Annotated in this window: 15 protein-coding genes and 1 pseudogene; 9 read left to right on the top strand and 7 right to left on the bottom strand. The window is 74.3% G+C overall.

All coding sequences use genetic code 11. The annotated features are described in order from the left end of the window. Nucleotides 1-148: 148 nt before the first annotated feature. From M446_RS16505 to M446_RS16515, 3 genes are all read right to left on the bottom strand, one after another. Nucleotides 149-559, bottom strand: coding sequence for a carboxymuconolactone decarboxylase family protein (locus tag M446_RS16505; RefSeq protein WP_012333243.1), 411 nt, complete (start codon nt 557-559; stop codon nt 149-151). An 80-nt stretch (nt 560-639) separates the two neighbouring features. Then, entirely contained in the window at nt 640-1,611 is a 972-nt protein-coding gene (locus M446_RS16510) for a D-2-hydroxyacid dehydrogenase (protein WP_012333244.1), read from the bottom strand. 22 nt (nt 1,612-1,633) lie between these two features. Next, nucleotides 1,634-2,212: a TIGR00730 family Rossman fold protein gene (locus M446_RS16515; protein WP_012333245.1), complete on the bottom strand. Its 579-nt coding sequence runs from the start codon at nt 2,210-2,212 to the stop codon at nt 1,634-1,636. A 180-nt stretch (nt 2,213-2,392) separates the two neighbouring features. On the opposite strand from M446_RS16515, the gene M446_RS16520 reads away from it, so the two are divergent. Continuing rightward, on the top strand, nt 2,393-2,872 hold the full coding sequence (locus M446_RS16520) for a RidA family protein (protein ID WP_012333246.1): 480 nt from the start codon (nt 2,393-2,395) through the stop codon (nt 2,870-2,872). A gap of 110 nt (nt 2,873-2,982) precedes the next feature. On the opposite strand, the pseudogene M446_RS16525 reads toward M446_RS16520, so the two are convergent. Both M446_RS16525 and M446_RS16530 read right to left on the bottom strand, forming a co-directional pair. Beyond that, nucleotides 2,983-3,984, bottom strand: a pseudogene (locus tag M446_RS16525) (4-hydroxyproline epimerase). Nucleotides 3,985-4,009: 25 nt separating this feature from the next. Then, nucleotides 4,010-5,251, bottom strand: coding sequence for an NAD(P)/FAD-dependent oxidoreductase (locus M446_RS16530; protein ID WP_265576368.1), 1,242 nt, complete (start codon nt 5,249-5,251; stop codon nt 4,010-4,012). A 359-nt stretch (nt 5,252-5,610) separates the two neighbouring features. On the opposite strand from M446_RS16530, the gene M446_RS16535 reads away from it, so the two are divergent. Further along, nucleotides 5,611-6,744, top strand: a complete 1,134-nt coding sequence (locus tag M446_RS16535; protein WP_012333249.1) for an iron-containing alcohol dehydrogenase — start codon at nt 5,611-5,613, stop codon at nt 6,742-6,744. Nucleotides 6,745-6,807: 63 nt separating this feature from the next. Here M446_RS16535 and M446_RS16540 read toward each other — a convergent pair whose 3' ends face one another. Continuing rightward, a complete protein-coding gene (locus M446_RS16540) occupies nt 6,808-10,872 on the bottom strand; it encodes a PAS-domain containing protein (RefSeq protein WP_150108683.1) in 4,065 nt (1,354 codons plus the stop codon). A 337-nt stretch (nt 10,873-11,209) separates the two neighbouring features. Then, nucleotides 11,210-11,731, bottom strand: a complete 522-nt coding sequence (locus M446_RS16545) for a hypothetical protein (RefSeq protein ID WP_012333251.1) — start codon at nt 11,729-11,731, stop codon at nt 11,210-11,212. Between the two features lie 160 nt (nt 11,732-11,891). On the opposite strand from M446_RS16545, the gene M446_RS16550 reads away from it, so the two are divergent. The 7 genes from M446_RS16550 to M446_RS16580 all read left to right on the top strand — a co-directional run bounded on the left by M446_RS16550 (nt 11,892) and on the right by M446_RS16580 (nt 22,865). After that, nucleotides 11,892-12,683: an aldolase gene (locus M446_RS16550; protein ID WP_012333252.1), complete on the top strand. Its 792-nt coding sequence runs from the start codon at nt 11,892-11,894 to the stop codon at nt 12,681-12,683. Nucleotides 12,684-12,750: 67 nt separating this feature from the next. Beyond that, nucleotides 12,751-14,031: a replication initiator protein A gene (locus M446_RS16555; RefSeq protein WP_012333253.1), complete on the top strand. Its 1,281-nt coding sequence runs from the start codon at nt 12,751-12,753 to the stop codon at nt 14,029-14,031. Nucleotides 14,032-14,616: 585 nt separating this feature from the next. Continuing rightward, on the top strand, nt 14,617-16,311 hold the full coding sequence (locus M446_RS16560) for an efflux RND transporter periplasmic adaptor subunit (RefSeq protein WP_012333254.1): 1,695 nt from the start codon (nt 14,617-14,619) through the stop codon (nt 16,309-16,311). Nucleotides 16,312-16,324: 13 nt separating this feature from the next. Continuing rightward, on the top strand, nt 16,325-19,456 hold the full coding sequence (locus M446_RS16565; RefSeq protein WP_012333255.1) for an efflux RND transporter permease subunit: 3,132 nt from the start codon (nt 16,325-16,327) through the stop codon (nt 19,454-19,456). 40 nt (nt 19,457-19,496) lie between these two features. Further along, the gene (locus M446_RS16570) at nt 19,497-19,892 is read left to right on the top strand and encodes a hypothetical protein (RefSeq protein ID WP_012333256.1); all 396 of its coding nucleotides are present in this window, start codon (nt 19,497-19,499) and stop codon (nt 19,890-19,892) included. Then, on the top strand, nt 19,879-20,256 hold the full coding sequence (locus M446_RS16575) for a hypothetical protein (protein WP_018260247.1): 378 nt from the start codon (nt 19,879-19,881) through the stop codon (nt 20,254-20,256). The genes M446_RS16570 and M446_RS16575 overlap by 14 nt, the downstream gene beginning before the upstream one ends. A gap of 512 nt (nt 20,257-20,768) precedes the next feature. Further along, entirely contained in the window at nt 20,769-22,865 is a 2,097-nt protein-coding gene (locus M446_RS16580) for a methyl-accepting chemotaxis protein (RefSeq protein ID WP_043701323.1), read from the top strand. Nucleotides 22,866-22,966 lie beyond the last annotated feature (101 nt).

Genomic DNA, 22,966 nt, shown 5'->3' on the forward strand with positions numbered 1-22,966 from the left:
CGCCGGAAAGAGGATGATCTTTCTCCAGCCAGGGGAATATCGGAGTTTTATCTTCCCTTAGCAATGGATCCCGGGGAATGTTCTGCGGCACCGTCCCGGCGGCGCCGGATCCCGCGCCGGCGCCCGCCCGCGCGGGTCCGGCGCGATCTCACGCCGGCCCGGCGGCGTCCTCCTCCGGCAGGGCGCCCTCGGCCTTCAGGACCTCGTGGGCGGCCTTGAAGGCGTCGAGCCCGGCCGGGATGCCGCAATAGACGGTGGCGTGGAGCAGGATCTCGCGGATCTCCTCCGCGCTGACGCCGTTCGTCAGGGCGCCCTTCACGTGCAGCCGCAGCTCCGCGGGCCGGCCGAGGGCGGTCAGCATGGCGAGGTTGAGCATGCTGCGGGTGCGCCGGTCGAGCCCCTCGCGCGTCCAGGCATAGCCCCAGCACCACTCGGTGGTGATGCGCTGGAAGGCCATCATGAAGGCGTCGGCCCGGGCGAGGCTGCCGTCGACGTACTCCGCCCCGAGCACGGCGCGCCGCACCTCCAGGCCCTTCTCGAAAATCTCACTCTCCGCCATCTGCACCTCGCGCGGCCGGTGGGGCGCCAGCCTCGGGTGCGGCGCCCGCCCCTGTCAACCGGGCGGGACCGCGCCGCCCCTCAGACGACGCCGTTGCGCAGCGCGGTCTCCCCGCGCCCGAGGCGGGCGAGGTTGTCGAGGAGGAGGTCGACCACCCTCGTCTCGTGGTGGCGGGTCTCCCCGGCGCTGTGGGGCGTGACGATCACCTGCGGCAGCGCCCAGAACGGCGAGTCGGGCGGCAGGGGCTCGTCGTGGAAGCAGTCGAGGCCCGCCCCCGCGAGCCGCCCCTCCCGCAGCGCCCGCAGCAGGGCGGCCTCGTCCACCACCCGCCCGCGCGCCACGTTGACGAGGAGCGCGCCCGGCTTCAGGGCGGCGAGGGCCGCCTTCCCGATCAGGCCCTCGGTCTCGCGGGTCAGCGGGCAGGTCAGCGCGACGATGTCGGCCCGCGGCAGCACCGCGAGGAGGTCGCCGGGCGGCACCACCGCGTCGGCCTCCGGGCAGGGGACGGCCTGCCGCCGCACGCCGACCACCCGGAAGCCGAAGGCGCGGGCGAGCCCGGCGAGCCGCCGCCCGATCCCGCCGAGCCCCACGATCACCAGGGTCCTGCCGGCGGATTCCTCCTCGCGCGCCGCCCGGTCGGCGATCATCGGGCGCCAGTGCCGGGCCGCCTGGTGGTCGCGGGCGCGGTGGAGCTGGCGCTGCAGGCTCAGGATCAGCGCCATGGCGTGCTCGGCCACCGCGCCGGCATTCGCCCCCTGCGCGCTCGCGAGCCGGATCCCCGCCGCGGCGAGGCGGTCGCGGTCGAACTGGTCGGTGCCGGCGCTGACCGACTGGATCAGGCGGAGGCGCGGCGCGGCCGCGATCATGTCGTCGTGCCAGAGGCCGGACACGACCAGCACGTCCGCCTCAGCGAGGCGCGCCCGCAGGGCGGCGCGGCTCTCCACCGCGAAGGCGCGGGCCGGGTGGCCGCGCGCGGCGAATTCCTCGTGCAGGCGGTAGGCCGGATGCGCGAAGCCGATGGTGAGCGCCTCGGGGGGCGGCAGCGGGGCCATGGGATTCCGGCTCCGGGGTCGATCAGCGCTCGGACCCCGAGACCCACTTGATCACGCGCGGGGGCTCGTAGGCGCGGATGCGGGCGAGCAGGTCCTCCGGGGCGTCGCCCGCGAGCAGCATCGCCCGGTGCGGCGCCCGCACGAAGCCCTGCCCGGTGACGTGGTCGAGGAAGGCGAGCAGCCCGTCGTAGAAGCCGCCGACATTGAGGAGCGCGACGGGCTTGGGATGGTAGCCGAGCTGCGCCCAGGTCCAGATCTCGAACAATTCCTCGAAGGTGCCGAGGCCGCCGGGCAGGGCCACGAACCCGTCCGCCAGATCGGCCATCATGGCCTTGCGCTCGTGCATCGAGCCGACGACGTGCAGGGTGGTGAGGCCCGGATGCCCGATCTCCTTCTCGACGAGGGCGCGCGGCATCACGCCGATCGCCTCGCCGCCCTCCTCCAGGATCGCGTCCGCCACCGCCCCCATCAGCCCGACCTTGCCGCCGCCGTAGACGAGGCCGACGCCGCTGCGGGCGAGGTGCCGCCCGAGCGCCGCGGCGCCCTCGCGATAGAGGGGGAGCGCGCCGTCGCTCGAACCGCAGAACACGCAGAGCCGCATGGGAATCCCTCGCCGAGGCCGCGAACGGCGCCGCGCGATGCCTGCCCAAGCCCGGCGCCGCCGTCAATCGGCGCGACGGAATGGTCTGCGGCGAGGTCCTTGCCATCCCGGTCCGGCTCGCCTTCTCTGGCGGCGGCGCCCGACGGCGCCGCCTCCCGTGACCCGCCAGCGGACGCCGCCATGCCGACCCAAGAAGAGCCGACCCCCGAAGACGCGCTCGCCGCCCTCGGCCTCTCCCTGCCGGAGGTGCCGGTGCCGGTGGCGAACTACGTGCCCTACCGCCTCGTCGGCGAGTGTCTGTACCTGTCCGGCCAGGGGCCGAAGCGGCCCGACGGCACCTACCGCACGGGCCGGCTCGGCCGCGACACCACCATCGAGGAGGGCTACGCCGATGCCCGCCTGGCCGGGCTGCAGCTGCTCGCCGTCGCCAAGGCGGCCCTCGGGGACCTGTCGCGGGTCACGGCCGTGGTGAAGCTCCTCGGCATGGTCAATGCCGAGCCCGACTTCGCCGACCACCCGAAGGTGATCAACGGCTGCTCGGACCTGTTCGTCGCGGTGCTCGGCGAGGCCGGCCGCCACGCCCGCTCGGCCGTGGGCATGGGCTCGCTGCCGAACGGCATGACGGTCGAGGTCGAGGCGATCCTGCAGGTCTCCCGCTGAGCCGGGCGGGCGCCGCGCAGCCTCCCTCATCCGACATGCGGATGTCGGCTTCGCTCAGGCGCCGCGCAGGCTCGTGACACGGGATCCGCTTCGATCAGGCGGATCCCGGATCAGGCGAGCTGGAAGCCGTGGGCCAGGGGATCGCGGTCGTCGACGAAGATCGTGTTGTGGCCGATGATGCGCGCCTAGCCGGCGACGCTCGGCAGGATGGCCGGGCGGCCGCCGACCTCCGCCGCCGCCTCGACGCGGCAGTCGAACATCGTGCCGATGATGCTCTCGTGCACGAAACTCTGGCCGACCGACAGGCGCCCCTTGGCGGCGAGTTGCGCCATGCGCGCCGAGGAGCCGGTGCCGCAGGGGGAGCGGTCGAGGGCCTTGTCGCCGTAGAACACGGCGTTGCGCGCGTCGGCGCGCGGGTTCCGGGGCGCGTCGCACCACATCACGTGGCTGGCGCCCCGGATGCGGCCGTCCTCGGGATGGACCGGAGCGAGCGCCGCCTGGGCGGCCTGCCGCACCAGCGGACTCAGCCGCACGAGGTCGCTCGGCGTCACCGCGTCGAGGCCCGGCCAGGTCGCCTGCGGCTCGACGATGACGTAGTAATTGCCGCCATACGCGAGATCGACCCGCAGGGGGCCGAGCCCCGGCACCGCGATCTCGGCATCGGCGGCGTGCAGGTAGCTCGCGACGTTGAACAGGCGCACCTCCTCCACGAAGGCGCCCTCCCGCCGGTACGTGATGGCGACGCGCCCGGCCGGGGCCTCGATGGCGAGGCGGCCCTCCTCCCGCGGCACCACCAGCCCCTCCTCCAGCGCCACCGTCACGGTGCCGATGGTGCCGTGGCCGCACATCGGCAGGCAGCCGCTCACCTCGATGAACAGCACGCCGAGGTCGCAATCCGGCCGGGTCGGCGGATACAGGATCGCGCCCGACATCACGTCGTGGCCGCGCGGCTCGAACATCAGGGCGCGGCGGACCCAATCGTGCTCGGCGAGGAAGATCTGGCGCTTCTCGGCCATCGGCACGTGCGGGAGGAGCGGTCCTCCCCCGGTGACGACCCGGACCGGGTTGCCGCAGGTATGGGCATCGACGCAGAAGAAGGTGTGGCGCGCCATCGGGGCCGTCCTCGTCCGGCTCAGGTCATCGGAAGCGCTCGACCGCGTAGGGCCGCAGATCGATCGGTGCCGGCCGCTCGCAGAGCAGGTCGGCGACGAGGCGCCCGGTGGTGGCCGCCTGCGTCAGGCCGAGATGGCCGTGCCCGAACGCGTACACGATTCGCCGGTCCCGCGCCGAGGGGCCGATCACCGGCAGCGAATCCGGGGTGGCCGGGCGGTGACCCGCCCACGCGGTACCGCCCCCCTCGGGCAGTCCCGGCAGGTAGAGGCGGGCGAGCGTCGCCAGCGCCCGCGCGCGCCGGAAATCGGGCGGGGCGCCGAGGCCGCCGAACTCGGCCGCGCCGCCGACGCGCAGGCCGCAGGCGAGCGGGGTCGCCACGAACTTGCGCTCGGCGAAGACGATCTCGCGGCCGAGCGCGAGGCCGGGATCCGGGAAGGTGGTGTTGTAGCCCCGCTCGCTCTCGAGGAGCACCGGGTCGCCCAGGCGGCGCGCCAGCAGCCCGGACCACGCGCCCGCCGCCACCACCACCCGGTCGGGCACGATGCGCCGCCCGTCCGTCAGGCCGACCCGGAGCGCCCGCGCGTCCTGCACGCCGAGTTCGGCCACCTCGCCGGCGATCATCGCCGCGCCCTCGCGCAGCAGGGCGGCGCGCAGGCCCTCGACGATCCCCCTCGGGTCGCCGACATGGGCGGATTGGGGCGCGAACACCGCCCGCACCACGCGCGGGCCGAGGGCGGGCTCCAGCGCCCGGGCCTCGTCGCCGCCCATCGCCTCGAAGGCGATGCCGTGGTGGCGGCGCAGGTCCCATTCGGGCCGGTCGCGCGCGAAGCCGGCCTCGCTCTCGTAGACCGTGAGGGAGCCGGTGCGGCGCAATTCGCCCGCGAGGCCGGACGCGGCGAGCATGGGCAGCAGGTCGTCGTAGGTGCGCGCGTTCAGGGCCGCGAGGGCCGCGGCGATCCGCGCGACCTCCCGCGGGCGCCCGGCCCGGACGAAGCGGATCAGCCAGGGGATCAGGCGCGGGGCGTGGGCGGGGCGCAGGGCCAGGGGGCCGAGCGGGTCGAGGAGCCAGCCGGGGACCCGCCAGGCGACGCCGGGCCCCGAGGCCGGGACGATCTCGGTCACCGCGATCACGCCCGCATTCCCGTGCGAGGCCCGGTCCCCCTCGGGGTCGCGGTCGATCAGCGTCACGGCGAACCCCTCCCGGCGGAGGTGGTGGGCCGCCGCGAGGCCGATGATCCCGGCCCCGATCACAACCACGTGCGTCACGTCCCGCACACCTTCCTGCCGGCGGCTCGGGCCGGGCCGGTCCTCCGGCGGGCCCTCGCCCGGCGGGCCGCCGGGAGACCGGCCCGCTCACGGCATCGTCGCCTCGCGGCCGGGCAACCTTGCACGGGCACGCGGGAGCGACAAGGCGCCCGGGGAGCCCGGCGCCGCGGGCCGGAGCGCCGCCCGCGCGGGGCCGATCCCGCCAACGGCGGCCAAGGGCCGCGCCGCCGTCGGTCCCGGCCCGGCCCGCACGGGCCGCGCAAGCCGACGCTCGCGCCCGGGCCGGCGACGGCGCCGCCGCGGGATGCTAACCCGGTCGGGAGCCGGCGCCGGACGCCGGCCGGGAGGAGCATCGCCGCATGGGCCTGATCACCTATCTCACCCGCATCCAGTTCGAGCGCGGCGCGATCCGCCTGATCGACGAGGAGCTGGCGCTCCTCGGGGCGAGGCGGCCGCTCGTGGTGACCGATCGCGGGCTCGTCGCGACGGGGCTGATCGAGCGCCTCGCCGCGGCGAGCAGGGCGCTCGCCGACGCGCCGGTCTTCGACGGCACGCCCGAGAACCCGACCGAGGCGGCGGTGCTGGCCGCCCGCGACCTGCTGCGCGCCCGCGATTGCGACAGCGTCGTGGCGGTGGGCGGCGGCTCGCCCCTCGACCTCGCCAAGGGCGTCGCGCTCCTCGCCACCCACGCGGAGCCGCTCGGCCAGTACGCGGCGGTGCTCGGCGGCATCCCCCGGATCCGGGCCGACCAGCCCCCGGTCGTGGCGGTGCCGACGACGGCCGGGACCGGCAGCGAGGTCGGCCGCGCCGCCCTCCTCACCCTGGCGGACGGCCGCAAGCTCGGCTTCATCTCCCCCTTCCTGATCCCGAACCTCGCGATCTGCGACCCCGACCTCACCCTCGGCCTGCCCCCGCGCCTCACCGCGGCGACCGGCATGGACGCGCTGACGCACTGCATCGAGACCTTCCTGAGCCCGCGCCACAACCCGCCCGCCGAGGCGATCGCCCTCGACGGGCTGCGGCGGGCGATGCGCGCCCTGCCCCGGGCCGTGCGGGACGGCAGCGACGTCGAGGCCCGCGAGGACATGATGATGGCCGCCCTCGAGGGCGGCATGACCTTCCAGAAGGGGCTCGGCGCGGTCCATTCCATGTCGCACGCCCTCGGCGGCCGGCAGGCCCGGCCCCTCCACCACGGCACCCTGAACGCCGTGCTCCTGCCGCACGTCCTGCGCTTCAACGCCCCCGCCTGCGGCGAGAAATTCGCGGCCCTGCGGGAGGCCATGGGTCTCCCGCCGCAGGCCGACCTCGCCGCCGCGATCGCGGCGCTCAACGCCGAACTCGGCCTGCCCGCCAGCCTCGCGGCGATGGGCGTGACCGCGCAGGAATGCGAGGCGGTGCTGCCCTGGGCGGTGGCGGACCACTCGACGGCGACGAACGGCCGCCCGCTCGGCGCGGAGGAGTTCCGGCGCCTGTTCGCGGAGGCCCTCGGCTGAGGCCCGGCCGAGGCGGGCTCAGGCGGCCTAGGCTCAGGCGACCTAAGCTCAGGCGACTTAAGCTCAGGCGACCTGGGCCCGCTCGATCTCCGCCAGGGTGGCGTCGCGCGCCTGCATCAGCCGCGCCAGGACGTCGTCGAGGTCCCGGCGCGCGTCGCAGGCGCGCTCGACCTCGCGGCAGACCTCGGCGAGCGCCGGGAAGCCGAGCAGGCCCGCGAGCGAGACGATCTCGTGCGCCTCCCGGGCCAGCCGGTCATGGGCGAGGTCCGGCGAGAACCGCGAGCGCAGGTCCGCCGCCAGCCGCGCCCGCAGGGCCCGCAGCGCGTCGGGACCGAGCCGCCCGGCCTCGCCGGCGGAGACCGGCTCCGGGGAGGCGCCCCCCGCCCCGGTCCAGCGCTGCACCACGGCGAGAAGGTCCTTCTGCCGGAACGGCTTGCCGATGTGATCGTCCATCCCGGCGGCCCGGAACTCCGCGATCTGCGAGGGCAGCACGTTCGCCGTCATGGCGATGATCGGCAGCCGGCCCGCCGCCCCGCTCAGCGTGCGGATCCGCCGCGTCGCGGTCAGGCCGTCGACCACCGGCATCTGCACGTCCATCAGCACGATGTCGAAGCCGCCGGCCGCCGTGGCCTCGACCGCGGCCTCGCCGTGGGGCACCGCCACCACCGCGTGCCCGGCCGCCTCCAGCACGCGGCTGGCGATGTCGCGGTTGATGTCGCTGTCGTCCGCCAGGAGGATGCGGGCGGGCCGGGCCAGCTTCGGGTCGCGCTCCGGGGCGAGCGGCAGGGGCGGCGCGGCGCGCAGGAGCCGCAGCGTGAACCAGAAGGTCGACCCGCGGCCCGGCACGCTCTCGACGCCGATCCGCCCGCCCATCGCCTCGACGAGCGCCTTCGAGATCGCGAGGCCGAGGCCCGTCCCCCCAAATTCGCGCCGGATCGAGCCGTCCGCCTGGCTGAAGCGCTGGAAGAGGCGCCCGAGCTTGTCCTCCTCGATCCCGACCCCGGTGTCGCGCACCGCGAAGCGCACCGTCAGCGCCTCCGCGGCGATCCGGTCCGGCGCGACCGAGAGCGTCACCGAGCCGGCGTGGCAGAATTTCTGGGCATTGGCCGCGAGGTTGAGGAGCACCTGGCGGACGCGGCCCTGGTCCCCGACCAGCCAGTCCGGCACGGCCGGGTCGATCTCGGCGGCGAGCGTCAGGCCCTTGCGCTCGGCCGGCTCGCGCACGATCGCCACCACCTCGCCGATCAGGGCGCGCAGCGCGAAGGGCCGCGGATCGAGGGCGACCCGGCCCGCCTCGATGGCCGAGAAGTCGAGGACGTCGTTCACCACCGCGAGCAGCGCCCGCCCGGCCGTGCGGATGTGCTCGACCTGCCGCTGCTGCTCGGCCGCGAGGAGCCCGCACTCGGTGAGCAGGTCCGCGTAGCCCAGGATGCCGTGCAGGGGCGTGCGGATCTCGTGGCTCATCATGGCGAGGAACTCGGACTTGGCGGTGCTGGCCGCCTCCGCCTCCTCGCGCGCCTGCTCGGCGAGCCGCGTCGCCTGTTTCAGGGCCCGCTCGGCCCGCATGCGCGGGGTGACGTCGAAGTCGAGGCCGACGATCCGGACCGGGGCGCCGCTGCCGTTGCGCATGATCCGCCCGTGGCCCTCGATCCAGCACTCGACCGCGCCGCCGCCGCCGCGCGCGGCGGGCCGGAAGGTCACCGCGTAGTTCTGCCGGGTCGCGACCGCCTCGTGCACGGCCTCCCAGACCCTCCCGGCATCCTCGGGATGGAGGAGCCGGGTCCATTCCTGCGAGGTGAGCGTGACGACCGCGTCGGCCGCGTCCACCTCCAGCCCGTAGCGGCGGGCGCTGACGCGCGACAGCAGCACGAGGCCCGCCTGCATGTCCCATTCCCAGACGCCGGCGCCGGCCGCCGTCTGGGCGAGCTGCAGCAGGTCCTTGGACTGGCGGACCTGCTCCTGGGCCGTGATGATGTCGTCGATGTCGAGGGCGGTGCCGAGCCACTCGGTGATGACGCCCTGGGTCAGGAGCGGCACCATCACCAGCCGGTGCCAGCGGTAGACGCCGTCGTGGCGGCGCAGGCGGCCCTCGACCGTGAGGGGCTCGCTCGCCCGCTCGGCCCGCGCCCAGGCCTCGGCCATGCGGGCGCTGTCGGCCGGGTGGTTGTGGGCGAGCCGGTCGGCGACGGCGTTCGAGATCGGTCCGTAATAGCGGTCGAACTGGGCGTTGCGGTAGAGGGCCTCGCGGGTGTCGGGCCGCACCGTCCAGACGAGCTGCGGCAGGGCCTCGGCGAGGGCGCGGTAGCGCGCCTCGCTGAGGCCGATGGCGCGCTCGCGCTGCCGGTGGGCGGTGACGTCCGAGAAGGTGCGGATGGCGCCGCCCGAGGCGAGGCGCACGGTGCGCACCTCGATCACCGTCCCGTTCGGGCGGGAGCGCTCGTAGACCTTCGGGGCGCCGAGCAGGTCCCCCTTGAGCTTGAGCCAGGGGTCGTGATCCTCGGTGGCCCCGCTGAACTCGCCGGTGCGCTGCTGGTAGGCGACCAGGGCCGCGAAGCTCGGCTTCTCGGTGGCGAAGGCCGCCGGGAGGTCGAGGAGCGCCAGGGCGCGCTCGTTGCACAGCTGGACGATGCCGTCCTGGTCGATCACCAGCACGCCCTGGTCCATATGCGCCAGGGTGGCGTCGAGGAGGGCGGTCTTCTCGTGCAGGGCGGCCTCGGCGCTGCGCCGGGCGGTCACGTCCGTGCAGGTGCAGACCACGCCGCCCTCGGGGAGCCAGGTGCTGCGGATCTCCAGCACCCTGCCGTCCGGGAGGGTGCGCTCCGCGAGGGGCGCCGGGCCGGCATGCGCCCCGCCCGGCTCCGCCTCGCTCCAGGCGGCCCGCAGGAGGTCCGGCACGCGGGCGTGCGGCGCGCCCACCAGCGCGTCGGAGGCGAGGCCGAGGAGTTCCGCCGCGCGCCGGTTGGCCACCGCGACGGTGCCGCGGCCGTCGATCATGACGAGGCCCTGGTCCATGGCGTCGAGGGTGGTGCTGAGCAGAACCTGCTGGGCGGCCACCTCCCGGGTGCGGCGCTCCACCATCTGTTCGAGGTCGCGGTTGATGGCGCGCAGGGCATCCGCCTGGTCGCGCAGGCGCGCGGAGGCGACGGCGAGGGCCGCGCCGACCTCGTCGACCTCGCTGAAGGAGGAGCGCGGGACGGGGATCGCCTCCCCGGACCCGAGGGCCCGCGCCGCCTCCGCCAAGCGATGCTGGGCCGCCACGATGCGCCGGCCCACCATGGCCGAGGCGACGAGGGCGACGAACATCAGCGCCGCGATGATCGGGACCAGCACGGAGAGCGAATCGGTGAGCGGCTCCTGGAGGGCCGAGCGCTCGATGCCGATGCTGACGAGCCAGCCCGCCACGCCGGAGCGCTGGTAGGTGGCGAAGACCGGAACCCCGAGCAGGTTGCGCCCCGACCACGTGCCCCGCTGGCCCTTCACGGCGGCGAAGCCCGGGAGCGGCCTGCCGGTGGCGTTGGCGCTGTCGACCGACCGCCCGATGATGGTGCCGGTGCGGTCCGTGATCGAGCCGGAATACGGGGCGGCGACGCCCGCATCGGCGAGGAGCTGGCCGAACAGCGCGGCGCTGTAGCTCGCGCTCAGCAGGTAGGCGATCCGCCCGCCGCGGGTCACCGGGACGCCGACGCGGATCATGGGCTCGCCGGAGACCGCCCCGACGAACAGGTCCGAGACGGTGGGCTTGCCCGATTCGAGCACGTTCCGGTCGATGTCGCGCAGCAGGTTCGGCAGCGCCGTGCCGTAGGGCAGGCGCGTGTTGATCAGCTGCTGGCCGTCGCGGCCGCGCAGGATGATGTTGACGCCCTGCAGGGTCACGAGTTCGCGCGCCTGCGCATCGAAGCGCGCGAGGTCGCCGGTGTCGAGGGCGGGCGAGGTCGCCAGCGCCTGCAGCATCGCGATCTGCCCGGACAGGAAGCGGTCGACCTGCGCGACCGCGTAGGCGTTGATCGCGACCGTGGCGCTCTCCAGGCGCTGCTGCTCGGCCGCGACCCAGCGCCATGCCAGCAGGCCCGAGATCGCGACGCTCGGGATCAGCAGCACGAGCGTCAGGGCCACGATGGAGTAAGACAAGGGCCGTGGCCGCCGCCCCGCCACGCGGTCTCCGGACAATGACGCGACTGTCGTGCTCACCCTCTCGGCCCCCGTCTGATCTTGGTTAGCACAGGGACGAGCCGATCCGGCAGCCGGAGGCGGCATAGGTCTTTCGGCGTAAGAGTGGGGGACGGGGCGGCCGAGCTGGAGGATCGCGCCGCAACCGGTGCGCCGGGCGGCGCGTCATCCGACATCCGGTTGATGGCTTCGCCATCTCCGATTTCGGCCATGCGGATGTCGGCTTCGCTCAGGCGCCGCGCTCAGGCGCCGCGCGGGCTCGTGATCCGGGATCCGCGTCGATCAAGCGGATCCCGGATCAGTCGCGGCGCAGGATGTCCTCGGCGCGCTTGAGCTGGACGAAGCGCGATTGCGGCGCCTCGACCCTGTAGCCGAGGGATTGCGCCGTGCCGCGCAGGTCCCGCACCGCCGCCTTGCCGGCCTCGGTCCCGTGGCAGATCGAGAAGTAGAGGGCGACGAAATTCGCGTTCCGCCGCACCGTCTCGCGGGAATCCGCGCCCGCGAAGGGCGCGATCATCAGCGCGACGGTGCGGCCGTCCTGCTCGGAGAGGATGGCGGGCCGGGTCGGCGAGCAGAAGACGTAGCCGTTCTCCTCCGGCCCCTCGCTGCGGCCCTGGGCGCTCGCGTGGAAGGTCTTGACCCGCGTCCGGTTGAGCACGCCCTCGGCGCTGCGCGTCACCGGCTCGGCCTTGACGACGCTGAATTCGTCGCAGCCATCCTTCTGGCACAGGCCTCGGACCAGGTCGGGGCGGGCGTAATCCTGCTGCGCGAGGGCGGGGACGGCGAGGAAGGCGAGGAGCGCGACGGTGCGGATCAGCATCTGACCTCTCGGATCATGACCGGAACCGCGCCGATAGCGCCCGAACCGCGGCCGGATGATGACGCCCCGGCGCCTGTACGCGGTGCCCCCGATCGGCCATGACGGCGGGGCCGCGCGGCGCACCAGCAGCGCGCGGCGCGCGCCAGCAGGGGAGGACGCCATGGCCCACGCCTTCACGCATTCCGGAACGGCCCGCGGCGGGACGAACGGGCCGGATCTCGACGCCGAAGCGGTGCGGGAGGCGCGCCGGGACCTCGCCGCCTGCTTCCGGATGGCGGCCCGCTACGGCTTCGAGGAGGGGATCTGCAACCATTTCTCGGCGCTGGTGCCCGGCCACGACGACCTCTTCCTGGTCAATCCCTACGGCTACGCCTTCCGCGAGCTGACGGCCTCGCACCTCCTCGTCTGCGACTTCGACGGGAACGTGATCGCCGGGGACGGCCGGCCGGAAGCCACCGCCTTCTACATCCACGCCCGCCTGCACCGGGCGCTGCCGCGGGCGCGGGCCGCCTTCCACACCCACATGCCCTACGCGACGGCGCTCAGCATGACGGAGGGCGAGCCGCTCCTCTTCGCCGGCCAGACCGCCCTCAAGTTCTACGGCCGCGTCGCGGTCGACCGGGACTATAACGGGCTCGCCCTCGACGCCCGCGAGGGCGACCGCATCGCCGCCTCGGTGGGCGGCGCCGACATCCTGTTCATGAGGCATCACGGCGTCATGGTGCTCGGGCCCAGCATCGCGGAGGCCTTCGACGACCTCTATTACCTGGAGCGCGCCTGCGAGGTGCAGTGCCTCGCCCTCGCCACCGGGCGGCCCGTGCGCCCGGTCGATCCGGCGGTCGCCGCGGCGGCGGCGCGCCAGATGCGCGAGGGCGACCCGGAATCGGCGCGCCTGCACCTCGCGAGCCTGCGCCGCCAGCTCGACGCGGAGGAGCCGTCCTACCGCGCCTGACCCCGAAGGCGCAGTTTTCTGTGGATCGTGCAGTGCCTGGTAAGGCCGGGCGGAGTAGGCTCCCGGCATGGCCAGGGTCCGCCTTCACCTGAAGAGCCGCGAGGATTTCGCGGCGCTCTCGCTCCACGAGAAGAACGCCTACCTGCAGGACGTGGCCGAGCGCGTCATGAAGGTGCGCGGCGAGGAGCACGTGCCGCTGTCCAAGGACGCGCTGTCGCGCCTGCGGCGCTTCTACATGCGCCGCTCCTTCGCGGACCTGAAGCGGGAGGAGATCGAGGACGAGGGCATGCGCCACGCCCTCGACCGGATGGCCGAGGCGATCCGCGCCGACGAGGTGCAGAAGGTCATCGAGCACGAGCTGCCGAGCCCCCGCAAGACCGCCGGCCCGGAGGCGCGGCGGATCACCCGGCCGCCCCCCGACACCGACGCCCAGCTGATGTTCTGGGTGCCGGCGGTGTTCGACGCCCCCATCAAGGACGACATGAACCTGATGGACGTCGCGCCCTTCGCCCTGTCGAAGACCGCGGGCGAGGGCATCATCCGCTACGAGCTCAAGGACGCCATCATCACGATCGAGGGCGGCGCCGAGGTCGGGCTCGCCACCGCCTACGATTACGACATCGTCATCAACATGATCTCGCACCTCGCCGAGGCGGTGCGGGTCTACCGGATCGAGGAGGCGAAGGGCCGCCGCCCGAGCCTGCCGGGCCGGGTCTACCGCCCGGCCGCCGCCGAGATCCTGAAATTCTGCCGCCGCGACCTCGGCGGCAAGCAGTACATCGACCTCGAACGCGCGCTCGACCGGCTTCAGGCCACCCGCGTCAAGATCACCAACCTGCATGGCGGCAAGCGCCGCGAGACCCAGTCCTTCCCGCTCATCGGCCGCTACAAGGTGGTGAGCCGCACCGTCCAGGACCGGATCGACCAGATCGAGATCGAGATCCCGAACTGGGTCTACGAGGGCATCGTCAAGCCGGACGGCAAGCCGACGATCCTCACCCTCAACGCCGACTACTTCCTGATCAACCGGCCGATCGCGAAGTTCATCTACCGGCTGGCGCGCAAGGCGGCGGGCGAGACCGAGGCCCGCTACTCCCTGCCCGAGCTGCACAAGCGCTCCGGCTCGAAGCTGCCGCCGCACAAGTTCCGCCAAGCCGTCGAGGACATCGTCCAGGACGCGCAGCTGAGCCCGCTGCCCGATTACGACCTGATCCTGGAGAAGAGCGAGCGCTCGACGGTGCTGCGGATGCGCCGCCGCGCCGCCCGCCGCGAGGGCGCCGAGTCCTCCGGCCGCGAGTCCCCCGCCCGCGAGTCCCCCGCCCGCGAGGCCGCCCCCGCCCGCGACTGATCCCGCGGCCCTGCCGGATGCGCCCGGGCGGGCATCCCCGGGCGGGGAGCGCGGAGGAGCCGCGGGCGCCGCGTCGCGCCGGGCCGTCTTGTCCCAGCGTCATCCGGCGTGCTACGATTTCGGCATGCTCCGGGTGCGGTCCTTCCTGCAGGTCTTGGTGGCGATCGCGCTGATCGCGGCCGGCCTCGCGTCGTCGGCCGCCCATGCCCGGTCCGCGCATGGCCACGAGGGCGCGCGCATGGCCGCGTCCGCCGCGCCGGCGGCGATCCGGGATGCCGCGATCCGCCTCGGCGGCGACCATCACGGCGAGACCGGCAGCACCGATGCCGGCACGGCCCACCCGGTCTGCTGCTGCGGCAGCACCTGCTGCGCCGCCCTGGCCAGCCCGGCCGGGGTTCCGGTCCGGGCCGCCCGCGCGGCCCGCCCGCTGAGGCCGCCTGGCGAGCGGCCCCGTCCCGACGCCCTGTCGGAAGCCCTGCCCCGTCCCCCCGATCCCTCGCGTGACCGGCGCGCCCGCGGGCGCGTGACGCCACGCCGTCGTGCCGGCGGCTGGCCCGAGTTCCACGACGAAGGACCGATCCTCCCATGCGTACCCTGTTTGCCGCGGCCCTCGGCCTCGCGGCCCTCGCCCTGTGCGCCGGCGGCGCCCCGGCCCACGAGGGCCACGATCACGGCAGCGAGCCCCCGGCGGCGGCCACCCAGGCGCCGCGCGGCCATTCCAGCTCCGAGCGGTTCGAGCTCGTCGCGGTCGCCCGGCAGGGCGTCCTCGCGGTCTATCTCGACCGCGCGGCCACGAACGAGCCGGTGACGAACGCCGTCATCCAGGCCGAGACCCCGGCCGGACCGGCCACCGCCGCCCCGCAGCCGGACGGCAGTTTCCGGCTCGACGCCGCCTGGAGCGAGGCGCCGGGCGAGTACGAGGTCGTGTTCACCGTCGAGGCCGACGGGGCCTCCGAGGTGTTCCCGGTGGCGCTGGACGTTCACCCGCCGGCCGCCCCCGAGCCGGGCAAGGCGGCGAGCCGGGCGGCCGCCTGGGCCGCGGCCCTCGACGTGGCGCACGACCTGCGCCAGCACCTCGTCCAGCGCGACCCGGTCGCGCTGCTCATCGGCGGCGGGGGCTTCGTGCTCGGCGGCCTCACCGTCCTGCTGATCCGCGGGCGCCGGCCGGCGATCCCGGCCATCCTGGTGCTGGCGGGCGCCGCCGCCCTGCTCTCCCCCGGCGCCGCGCGCGCGCACGAGGGCCACGGCGACGAGAGCGCCGCCCTCGCGGCGCCGGGCGGGCGCGACCTCGCCCGGCGCCAGGCGGATGGCAGCGTGTTCGTGCCCAAGCCGACCCAGCGGATCCTGTCGATCCGCACCGCGATCACCGCCACGGCGCGCCTGCCGCGCACCGTCGAACTGCCCGGCCGGGTCATCCCGGACCCGAATGCCAGCGGGGTGGTCCAGTCGGCGGTCGGCGGGCGCCTCGCGCCGCCCCCCGGCGGCTTCCCGCGGCTGGGCACGCCGGTGCGCAAGGACGACGTCCTCGCCACCGTGACGCCGCCGCTGCAGCAGATCGACGTCTCCGACATGCGCCAGCGCCAGGGCGAACTCGACCAGCAGATCGCGATCGTCCAGCGCCGCGTCGAGCGCTACCAGCGGCTCACCGTCAGCGGCGCCGTCGCCCAGGTGCAGCTGGAGGAAGCCCTGGACGAGCTGCGCGGCCTGAAGGACCGCCGGGCGGCGCTCGACCGGGTGCGCCAGCAGCCCGAGGCGCTGGTCGCGCCGGTCGACGGCGTGGTCGCGGAGGCGAATGCCGTGGCCGGCCAGATGGCGAGCCCGGGCGCCCAGGTCTTCCTGATCGTCGATCCGCTGCGCCTGTGGGTCGAGGCGCTGAGCTTCGACGCGCTCTCCCCGGCCCAGACCGCCTCCGCGCGCCTCGCCGACGGCCGCACCCTGGCCCTCGCCTATCGGGGCGCGGGCCTCGCGGATCGCAACCAGGCCGTGCCCGTCCAGTTCGCCGTGGCGGAGGGCAACGGCGACCTGCGCACCGGGCAGTTCGTGACCGTGCTCGCCAGCATCTCGACCCCGCAGGAGGGCTTGGCCCTGCCGCGGGCCAGCGTGGTGCGCGGCGCCAACGGCCAGAGCCTCGTCTACGAGCACACCAAGCCCGAACTCTTCGAGCCGCGCGAGGTGCGCGTCGAGCCCCTGGACGCCGAGCGCGTGCTGGTTCTCTCGGGCCTCGCGGCCGGACGGCGGGTGGTGACGCAGGGCGCCGAACTGCTCAACCAGGTTCGCTGAGGGCAGGCCCGCGATGTTCACCTTCCTCGTCTCCGCCTCGCTGCAGAACCGCCTGCTCGTCCTCGCGCTCGCCGTCGTGCTGGTGATCTACGGCGGCCTCACCGTCACCAAGCTGCCGGTCGACGTGTTTCCGGACCTCAACCGGCCGACCGTCACGATCATGACCGAGGCCGAGGGCTTGGCGCCCCAGGAGGTCGAGCAACTCGTCACCTTCCCGATCGAGACGCAGATGAACGGCCTGCCGGGCGTGAGCCGGGTGCGCTCGGTCTCCGGCGTCGGCCTGTCGGTGACCTACGTCGAGTTCGACTGGGGCACCGACATCTACCGCAACCGCCAGCAGGTCGCCGAGCGGCTGGCGATGGTCCGGCCCCAGCTGCCCGACACCGTCGCGCCCTCGATCGGCCCGATCTCCTCGATCATGGGCCAGATCCTGATGGTCGCGGTGACCGGCGACGCGGTCGCGCCGATGCAGCTGCGCGAGGTCGCCGACTTCACGATCCGGCCGCGGCTGCTGACCGTCCCGGGCGTCGCCCAGGTGATCCCGATGGGCGGCGAGGTGCGCCAGTTCCGGGTGGCACCGAACCCGGCCGCCCTGCGGGCGCTCGGCGTCACCTACGAGCAGGTCGAGCGGGCGCTCGCCCAGTTCGGCAGCAATGCCGGCGGCGGCTTCACCGACCAGAACGCCCGCGAGTACCTGATCCGCAACATCGGGCGGACCACCAGCCTGGACGACCTGCGCAGCCTCGTGGTGGCGACGAACGGCACCCGCCCGGTCTTCCTGCGCCAGGTCGCCGAAGTGTCCTTCGCCGCGCGGACCAAGCGCGGCGACGCGGGCTTCATGGGCCGGCCGGCGGTGATCGTCTCGGTCGAGAAGCAGCCCGGCGTCGACACCGTGCGCCTCACCGAGACCGTCCAGGCGGCCCTCGCCGAACTCGCCCCCGGCCTGCCGAAGGGCGTGCGGGCCGAGCAGCTGATCTTCCGCCAGGCCGACTTCATCGAGACCTCGATCGGCAACGTCGAGAAGGTGCTGCTGGAGGCGATCGCGGTGGTGGCCGTGGTGCTGTTCGCGTTCCTGCTCAACCTGCGCACCACGCTGATCTCGCTCACCGCCATCCCGGTCTCGATCCTGGTGACGGCGATCGTCTTCCACCAGCTCGGCCTGTCGATCAACACGATGACGCTGGGCGGCCTCGCCATCGCGATCGGCGAACTCGTGGACGACGCGGTGGTGGACGTCGAGAACATCTTCCGACGCCTGCGCGAGAACCGCGAGCAGGGCAATCCGCGCTCGGTGTTCGACGTGGTGGTCTCGGCCTCGCAGGAGGTCCGCTCGGGCATCGTCTACGCCACCATGGTCATCGTGCTGGTCTTCGTGCCGCTCTTCGCCCTGTCGGGCATCGAGGGCCGGCTCTTCGCCCCGCTCGGGCAGGCCTACATCGTCTCGATCCTCGCCAGCCTGGCGGTGTCGATCACCCTGACCCCGGTGATGGCCTACTACCTGCTGCCCGGCCTCAAGCGGCTCGACGAGCACGAGAGCGGCCTCGTGCGCCTGCTCAAGCGCGGCAACCGGGCGCTGCTGCGCGGCGCCTTCGGCCGTCAACGGCTGGTGATGGGCCTCGCCGCGACCGGGGTGCTCGCCGCGGCCGTTGCCGCCTCGTTCCTGCCCCGGGCCTTCCTGCCGCCCTTCAACGAGGGGTCGTTCACCGTCAACATGACCTTCAACCCGGGCATCTCGCTGGCCGAGAGCAACCGGGTCGGCCTGATCGCCGAGCGCCTGCTGATGGAGATGCGGGACGTGCGCGCGGTCGGGCGGCGCACCGGCCGCGCGGAGCTCGACGAGCATGCCGAGGGCGTCCATTCCTCCGACCTGGAGATCGCCCTGAAGCCGGGCGCCCGCCCCAAGACCGAGCTCGTCGCCGAGATCCGCGACCGGCTGGCCGCGCTGCCGGTGAGCGTCAATGTCGGCCAGCCGATCTCGCACCGGCTCGACCACATGCTCTCCGGGGTGCGCGCCGAGATCGCCCTCAAGATCGTCGGCGACGACCTCGACACGCTGCGCCGCCTCGCGGAGGAGCTGCGGGGCCGGATGGCCGGCATCCCGGGCATCGCCGACCTGCAGGTCGAGAAGCAGGTGCTGATCCCGCAACTGGAGATCCGCGTCGATTACGGGCGCGCCGCCCTCTACGGGGTGCAGCCGGCGGCCTTCGTGGCGCAGCTCAGCAAATTGTCGAACGGCAGCGTGGTCTCGCGGGTGGTCGACGGCTACCGGCGCTTCGACGTCGTCATGCGCCTGCCCGACAGCATGCGCACCACCCAGAGCCTCGGCGACCTCCTGGTCGAGACGCCGTCCGGCTGGGTGCCGGCCCGTCAGATCGCCGACATCCGCGAGACCGACGGTCCCAACCAGATCCTGCGCGAGAATGCCCGCCGGCGCATCGCGGTTTTCGCCAACACCGACGGCAAGACCGACATGGCCGCGATCGTCGCGGGGATCCGGGCGCAGGTCGCGGCGGCGAACTGGCCCGAGGGCTACGCGGCGAGCCTGGAAGGGTCGTTCCAGGCCCAGGCCGAGGCCAGCCGCACGATCGGCGCGCTCTCGCTGCTCTCCCTGGGGCTGATCTACGCGATCCTGTACAGCCGCTACCGCTCGGCGGTCTTCACGCTGATCATCCTCGGCAGCATCCCGCTCGCCCTGATCGGCTCGGTCGCGGCGCTCTGGCTGTCCGGTCAGCCGCTCAGCGTGGCGTCGATGATCGGCTTCATCACCCTCACCGGCATCGCCACCCGCAACGGCATCCTGAAGATCAGCCATTACCTGAACCTCGCCCTGCACGAGGGGCTGGCATTCGGGCCCGACCTGGTGATCCGGGGCAGCCTGGAGCGACTGACGCCGGTGCTGATGACCGCCCTGTCGGCCGGCGTCGCCCTGGTGCCGCTGCTCACCGGCGCCGATGCCCCGGGCAAGGAGATCCTGCACCCGGTCGCCGTGACCATCTTCGGCGGCCTGATCAGCGCGACCCTCCTCGACACGGTGCTGACCCCGGTCCTGTTCCTCCGCTACGGCCGCAAGTCCCTGGAACGGCTGATCGCCGCCCGGGACAGCAACCCCACCTCCGGCGCCGGGGCGCCGGTCGAGGCGTTCTGACCCCCCTCCCCCCCCGACCCCCCTTCGAGGAGCCACGACCATGCGTACCCCCGCCCTCGCCCCCACCCTCGCCACCCTGCTCGCCCTCGCGCTCGGCGGTGCCGCGCTCGCGCCGCTCACCGCCGCGCGCGCCCAGGAGGCCGGCCCGAACGGCGGCCAGGTCTCCGTCGCGGACGGCCACCCGATCGAGATGGTCGCCGCCGGCACGGCGCTGACCTTCCACCTCCTCGGGGAGGACGGCAAACCCGTCGACACCAAGGGCCTGAGCGCCCGCGCCTTCGTGCAGAGCGGCGGCCGGACCGAGACCGTCGCCCTCACCCCGGCGGCGCCGAACAGGCTCGTCGGCACCCTCGCCGCCCCGCTCGCCGCCGGCAAGGTGGTGCTGTCGACCAGGATCCACGGCCACGCCCTCCAGGCCCGCTATGAGACGAAGTAGCGGCCGCGCGGGGGCGCGGGCGGTCGTCACCCTGGCCGCCGTCGCCCTGACCGCCGTCCCCTTGGCGGCCGTCCCCTTGCTGGCCGTTCGCTTGGGGGCCGTCCCCTGGGCCGCCGCCCTCCTCGCCGCCGCGGCGCCGGCCGCCACCGCCCTGGCCGAGCCCCGGTCCCAGCTCAAGCAGGCCCTGCAGCTGGCCCGTTGCATCCCGCGCGCCGTCGCCGTCACCCTCCGCGAGGGTGCGATGACGGTCTACGACGTGGCCTGCCTCGGGCCGTCGCCCGATCGCGTGGTCGTGGTCTGCACCGGCCGGGTCTGCCTGCCCGACGACCCGGACCATCACGACGGCCCGGACGAGACGCCCTGACGGGCCGCGGCCGCCGCGATCCCCGCCGCGGCCGCGGCGGGGATCGCGGCGGCCGCGGCGGCCGGGCGCCCTGACAAAAGTCCCGTACTTCGCTCCGCGCCGGTTTGACAAAAATCCCGTACATGGGACTCCGCGGTTTTGGCACCCGACCGTACTTCGGTCCGCCCGCGCGTGACAAAATCGGACCGCCCGCCCCTCGCGCCGGGCTGACGGATTCGCCGTACTTCGCTCCGCCTCCCCGTGACAAAACCGGCGCCCGCGCCGGGCGGCCCGGTCGCACGGCCGGCGCGGGGATCCGTGCGGACCGCGCTCGTCGCCGTCCCCGCTGCCCCGCCGGAGCGGAACAGTCGCGCCTCAGCAAGGTCGGAGCCGGACCGGATGCGGCGCCGGTCGGACCGGTGCACGAGCAGTTCAAGACTTGCTCGACCTTCTCTATCACAAGTCACGACCGGCAGTGATAATCACGCTTTCTTAGGGAAGCGGTCCTACCGTTGGGTCACGTGGGAGGATCGATGATGAGGTTGAGCATCTCGGCGCTCTTGATGGGCGCGCTCGCGCTGATGGTGTGCACCGCAACGGTGCCGCTGCTGTACATGATGATGGAAGCGGGCGAGTCCTCCTCAGCGGCCGAGGACGTCTCGCGCTATGCCGGGCTCGACAAGGACCTGGTCACGGCGGCGCTCAATCTTCGCGTCGAGCGCGGGGATTCGGCGGCCGCCCTGCAACTTCCGCCCGAACGCAACACGGGCAACATCCCGAGCATCATGACCCGGCGCGCGGCGGTGGAGGCCGCGATGGGCCGCGCGCTCGCCGCGGCCGAGGGGATCGCCGCCGCGCCGCTGCGCGAGGCGTTCCGCAAGCTCGCGGCGGATTACGAGGGGTTCCGGACGCTGCGGCCGCGCATCGACGGGGAATTGACGCGCCCGCCGCGGGAGCGCGCGGCGGGACTCGCGCAGACGGTCCTCGCGCAGGGCGCGACGCTGCTCGACAGTTTCCAGGCGGCCGCGGCGGCGCTCGAGGCCGAGATCATCCGGCTCAACCCGGCCCTCGCGCCGGAGATCGCGCTGCGCGCCGCCACCGCGGCCATTCGCGCCGAGGTGGGGCGGGACGTCGTCCTGATCGTCGGCGCCGTCAGCGGCCAGCGTCCCCTCAGCGAGACCGAGGCGAGGGACCTCGCCGCGACGGAGACGCGGGCGGCGCTGCTGTGGACCCTGCTTCAGGAGGCCGCGGCGAAGCCCAGCCTCACCCCGGCCCTGCGCGACGCCGTCGCGGCGGCGCGGCAGGGTTTCGCGGAGGGCCCGCTGAAGCGCGAGCGCGACGCCATCCTGCAGGCGATCACGCGCGGCAGCCCGGCGGCGGCCACGCTCGACCAGTGGAGGGCGGTCGCCGTGCCGGCGCTCGACGGGGTCGACGCGGTCTCGCGCCTCGCGCTCGACCGCCTGGAGGACCATGCCCGCGAGGCGGTGCAGCGCGCGCGGATGATTGTCGTCCTCTGCGGCCTGGGTCTCGGCGCGGCGCTGCTCCTGTCCGGCGGCGTGATCGCGATCGTCCTCGCGCGCGTGGTGCGCCCGCTGCGGCAGCTCGCGCGGACCACGACGCGGCTGGCGGAGGGCGACGTCGCCGTCGCCGTCACCGGGACGGCGCGGCGGGACGAGATCGGCGCCATGGCCGGGGCGGTCGCGACCTTCAAGGCGAACCTGATCCGCACGCGGGAGCTTGAGGCGGAGGCCGCCGCGGCCCGCCTCTCGGCCGAGGAGCAGAAGCGGCTCGGCATGCGGCAGATGGCCCAGGCCTTCGAGCAGGCGATCGGCGGCATCGTGACGACGGTCTCCTCCTCCGCGACGGAACTGGAGGCGATCGCGCAGAGCATGACCGAGACCGCGTCGCGGACGGTCGTGCAGAGCGCCGCCGTGGCGGCGGCGTCGCAGGAGGCCGAGGCGAATGTCGGCACGATGGCCGGCGCGGCCGGCGGCCTCGGCAGCCGCGTGCGCGAGGTCGGCGCCCGGGTCGGCGAGGCCACGGCCATCGCCGGCAGCGCCGTGCGCGAGGCGGACGAGACGGGACGCCTGGTGGCGGATCTGTCCGAGGCGGTCGCCCGGATCGGGGACGTGGTCGGGCTGATCTCGGCGATCGCGGAGCAGACCAACCTGCTCGCTCTCAACGCGACGATCGAGGCGGCCCGGGCCGGGGTGGCCGGCCGCGGCTTCGCGGTCGTGGCCCAGGAGGTGAAGGCGCTCGCGACCCAGACCGCCCGGGCGACCCGCGAGATCGGCGACCAGATCACCCGCATCCAGGCGACGACCGGCCACGCCATCGCGGCGATCACCGGGATCACCGGCCGCATCCGCGAGATCGACGCGGTCTCCGCGGCGATCGCGGCGGCGGTCGAGATCCAGGACACGGCGGCCCGGGACATCGTGCGCACGGCGGCCGAGGCCGTGCAGGGTGCGAGCGGCGTGAGGTGCAGCATCGCGGAGGTCTCGGCCGCGGCCGACGACACCGGCGCCGCGGCGAGTCAGGTCCTGGCCGCCGCCTCCGAACTGTCCCGCCAGTCCGAGCACCTGAACAGCGAGGTCGGCCGCTTCCTGGCCACCATCCGGGCGGCCTGAGCGGCGGCGCCCGGACGGGGGTGCGGAAGGACCGCCCCCTCTCCCCTCGCCGCCCGGCCTCGCGGACCCTCCGCGGGGCCGCGCCACCTGCCCCCGCGTCC

This window comes from Methylobacterium sp. 4-46, from assembly GCF_000019365.1.
Classification (GTDB): Bacteria; Pseudomonadota; Alphaproteobacteria; order Rhizobiales; family Beijerinckiaceae; genus Methylobacterium.

Bases quoted from the DNA above. Each gene is read 5' to 3' on its own strand.
- M446_RS16505 (WP_012333243.1), bottom strand. From the start codon at position 559: ATGGCGGAGAGTGAGATTTTCGAGAAGGGCCTGGAGGTGCGGCGCGCC.
- M446_RS16510 (WP_012333244.1), bottom strand. From the start codon at position 1,611: ATGGCCCCGCTGCCGCCCCCCGAGGCGCTCACCATCGGCTTCGCGCAT.
- M446_RS16515 (WP_012333245.1), bottom strand. From the start codon at position 2,212: ATGCGGCTCTGCGTGTTCTGCGGTTCGAGCGACGGCGCGCTCCCCCTC.
- M446_RS16520 (WP_012333246.1), top strand. From the start codon at position 2,393: ATGCCGACCCAAGAAGAGCCGACCCCCGAAGACGCGCTCGCCGCCCTC.
- M446_RS16535 (WP_012333249.1), top strand. From the start codon at position 5,611: ATGGGCCTGATCACCTATCTCACCCGCATCCAGTTCGAGCGCGGCGCG.
- M446_RS16545 (WP_012333251.1), bottom strand. From the start codon at position 11,731: ATGCTGATCCGCACCGTCGCGCTCCTCGCCTTCCTCGCCGTCCCCGCC.
- M446_RS16550 (WP_012333252.1), top strand. From the start codon at position 11,892: ATGGCCCACGCCTTCACGCATTCCGGAACGGCCCGCGGCGGGACGAAC.
- M446_RS16555 (WP_012333253.1), top strand. From the start codon at position 12,751: ATGGCCAGGGTCCGCCTTCACCTGAAGAGCCGCGAGGATTTCGCGGCG.
- M446_RS16560 (WP_012333254.1), top strand. From the start codon at position 14,617: ATGCGTACCCTGTTTGCCGCGGCCCTCGGCCTCGCGGCCCTCGCCCTG.
- M446_RS16565 (WP_012333255.1), top strand. From the start codon at position 16,325: ATGTTCACCTTCCTCGTCTCCGCCTCGCTGCAGAACCGCCTGCTCGTC.
- M446_RS16570 (WP_012333256.1), top strand. From the start codon at position 19,497: ATGCGTACCCCCGCCCTCGCCCCCACCCTCGCCACCCTGCTCGCCCTC.
- M446_RS16575 (WP_018260247.1), top strand. From the start codon at position 19,879: ATGAGACGAAGTAGCGGCCGCGCGGGGGCGCGGGCGGTCGTCACCCTG.
- M446_RS16580 (WP_043701323.1), top strand. From the start codon at position 20,769: ATGATGAGGTTGAGCATCTCGGCGCTCTTGATGGGCGCGCTCGCGCTG.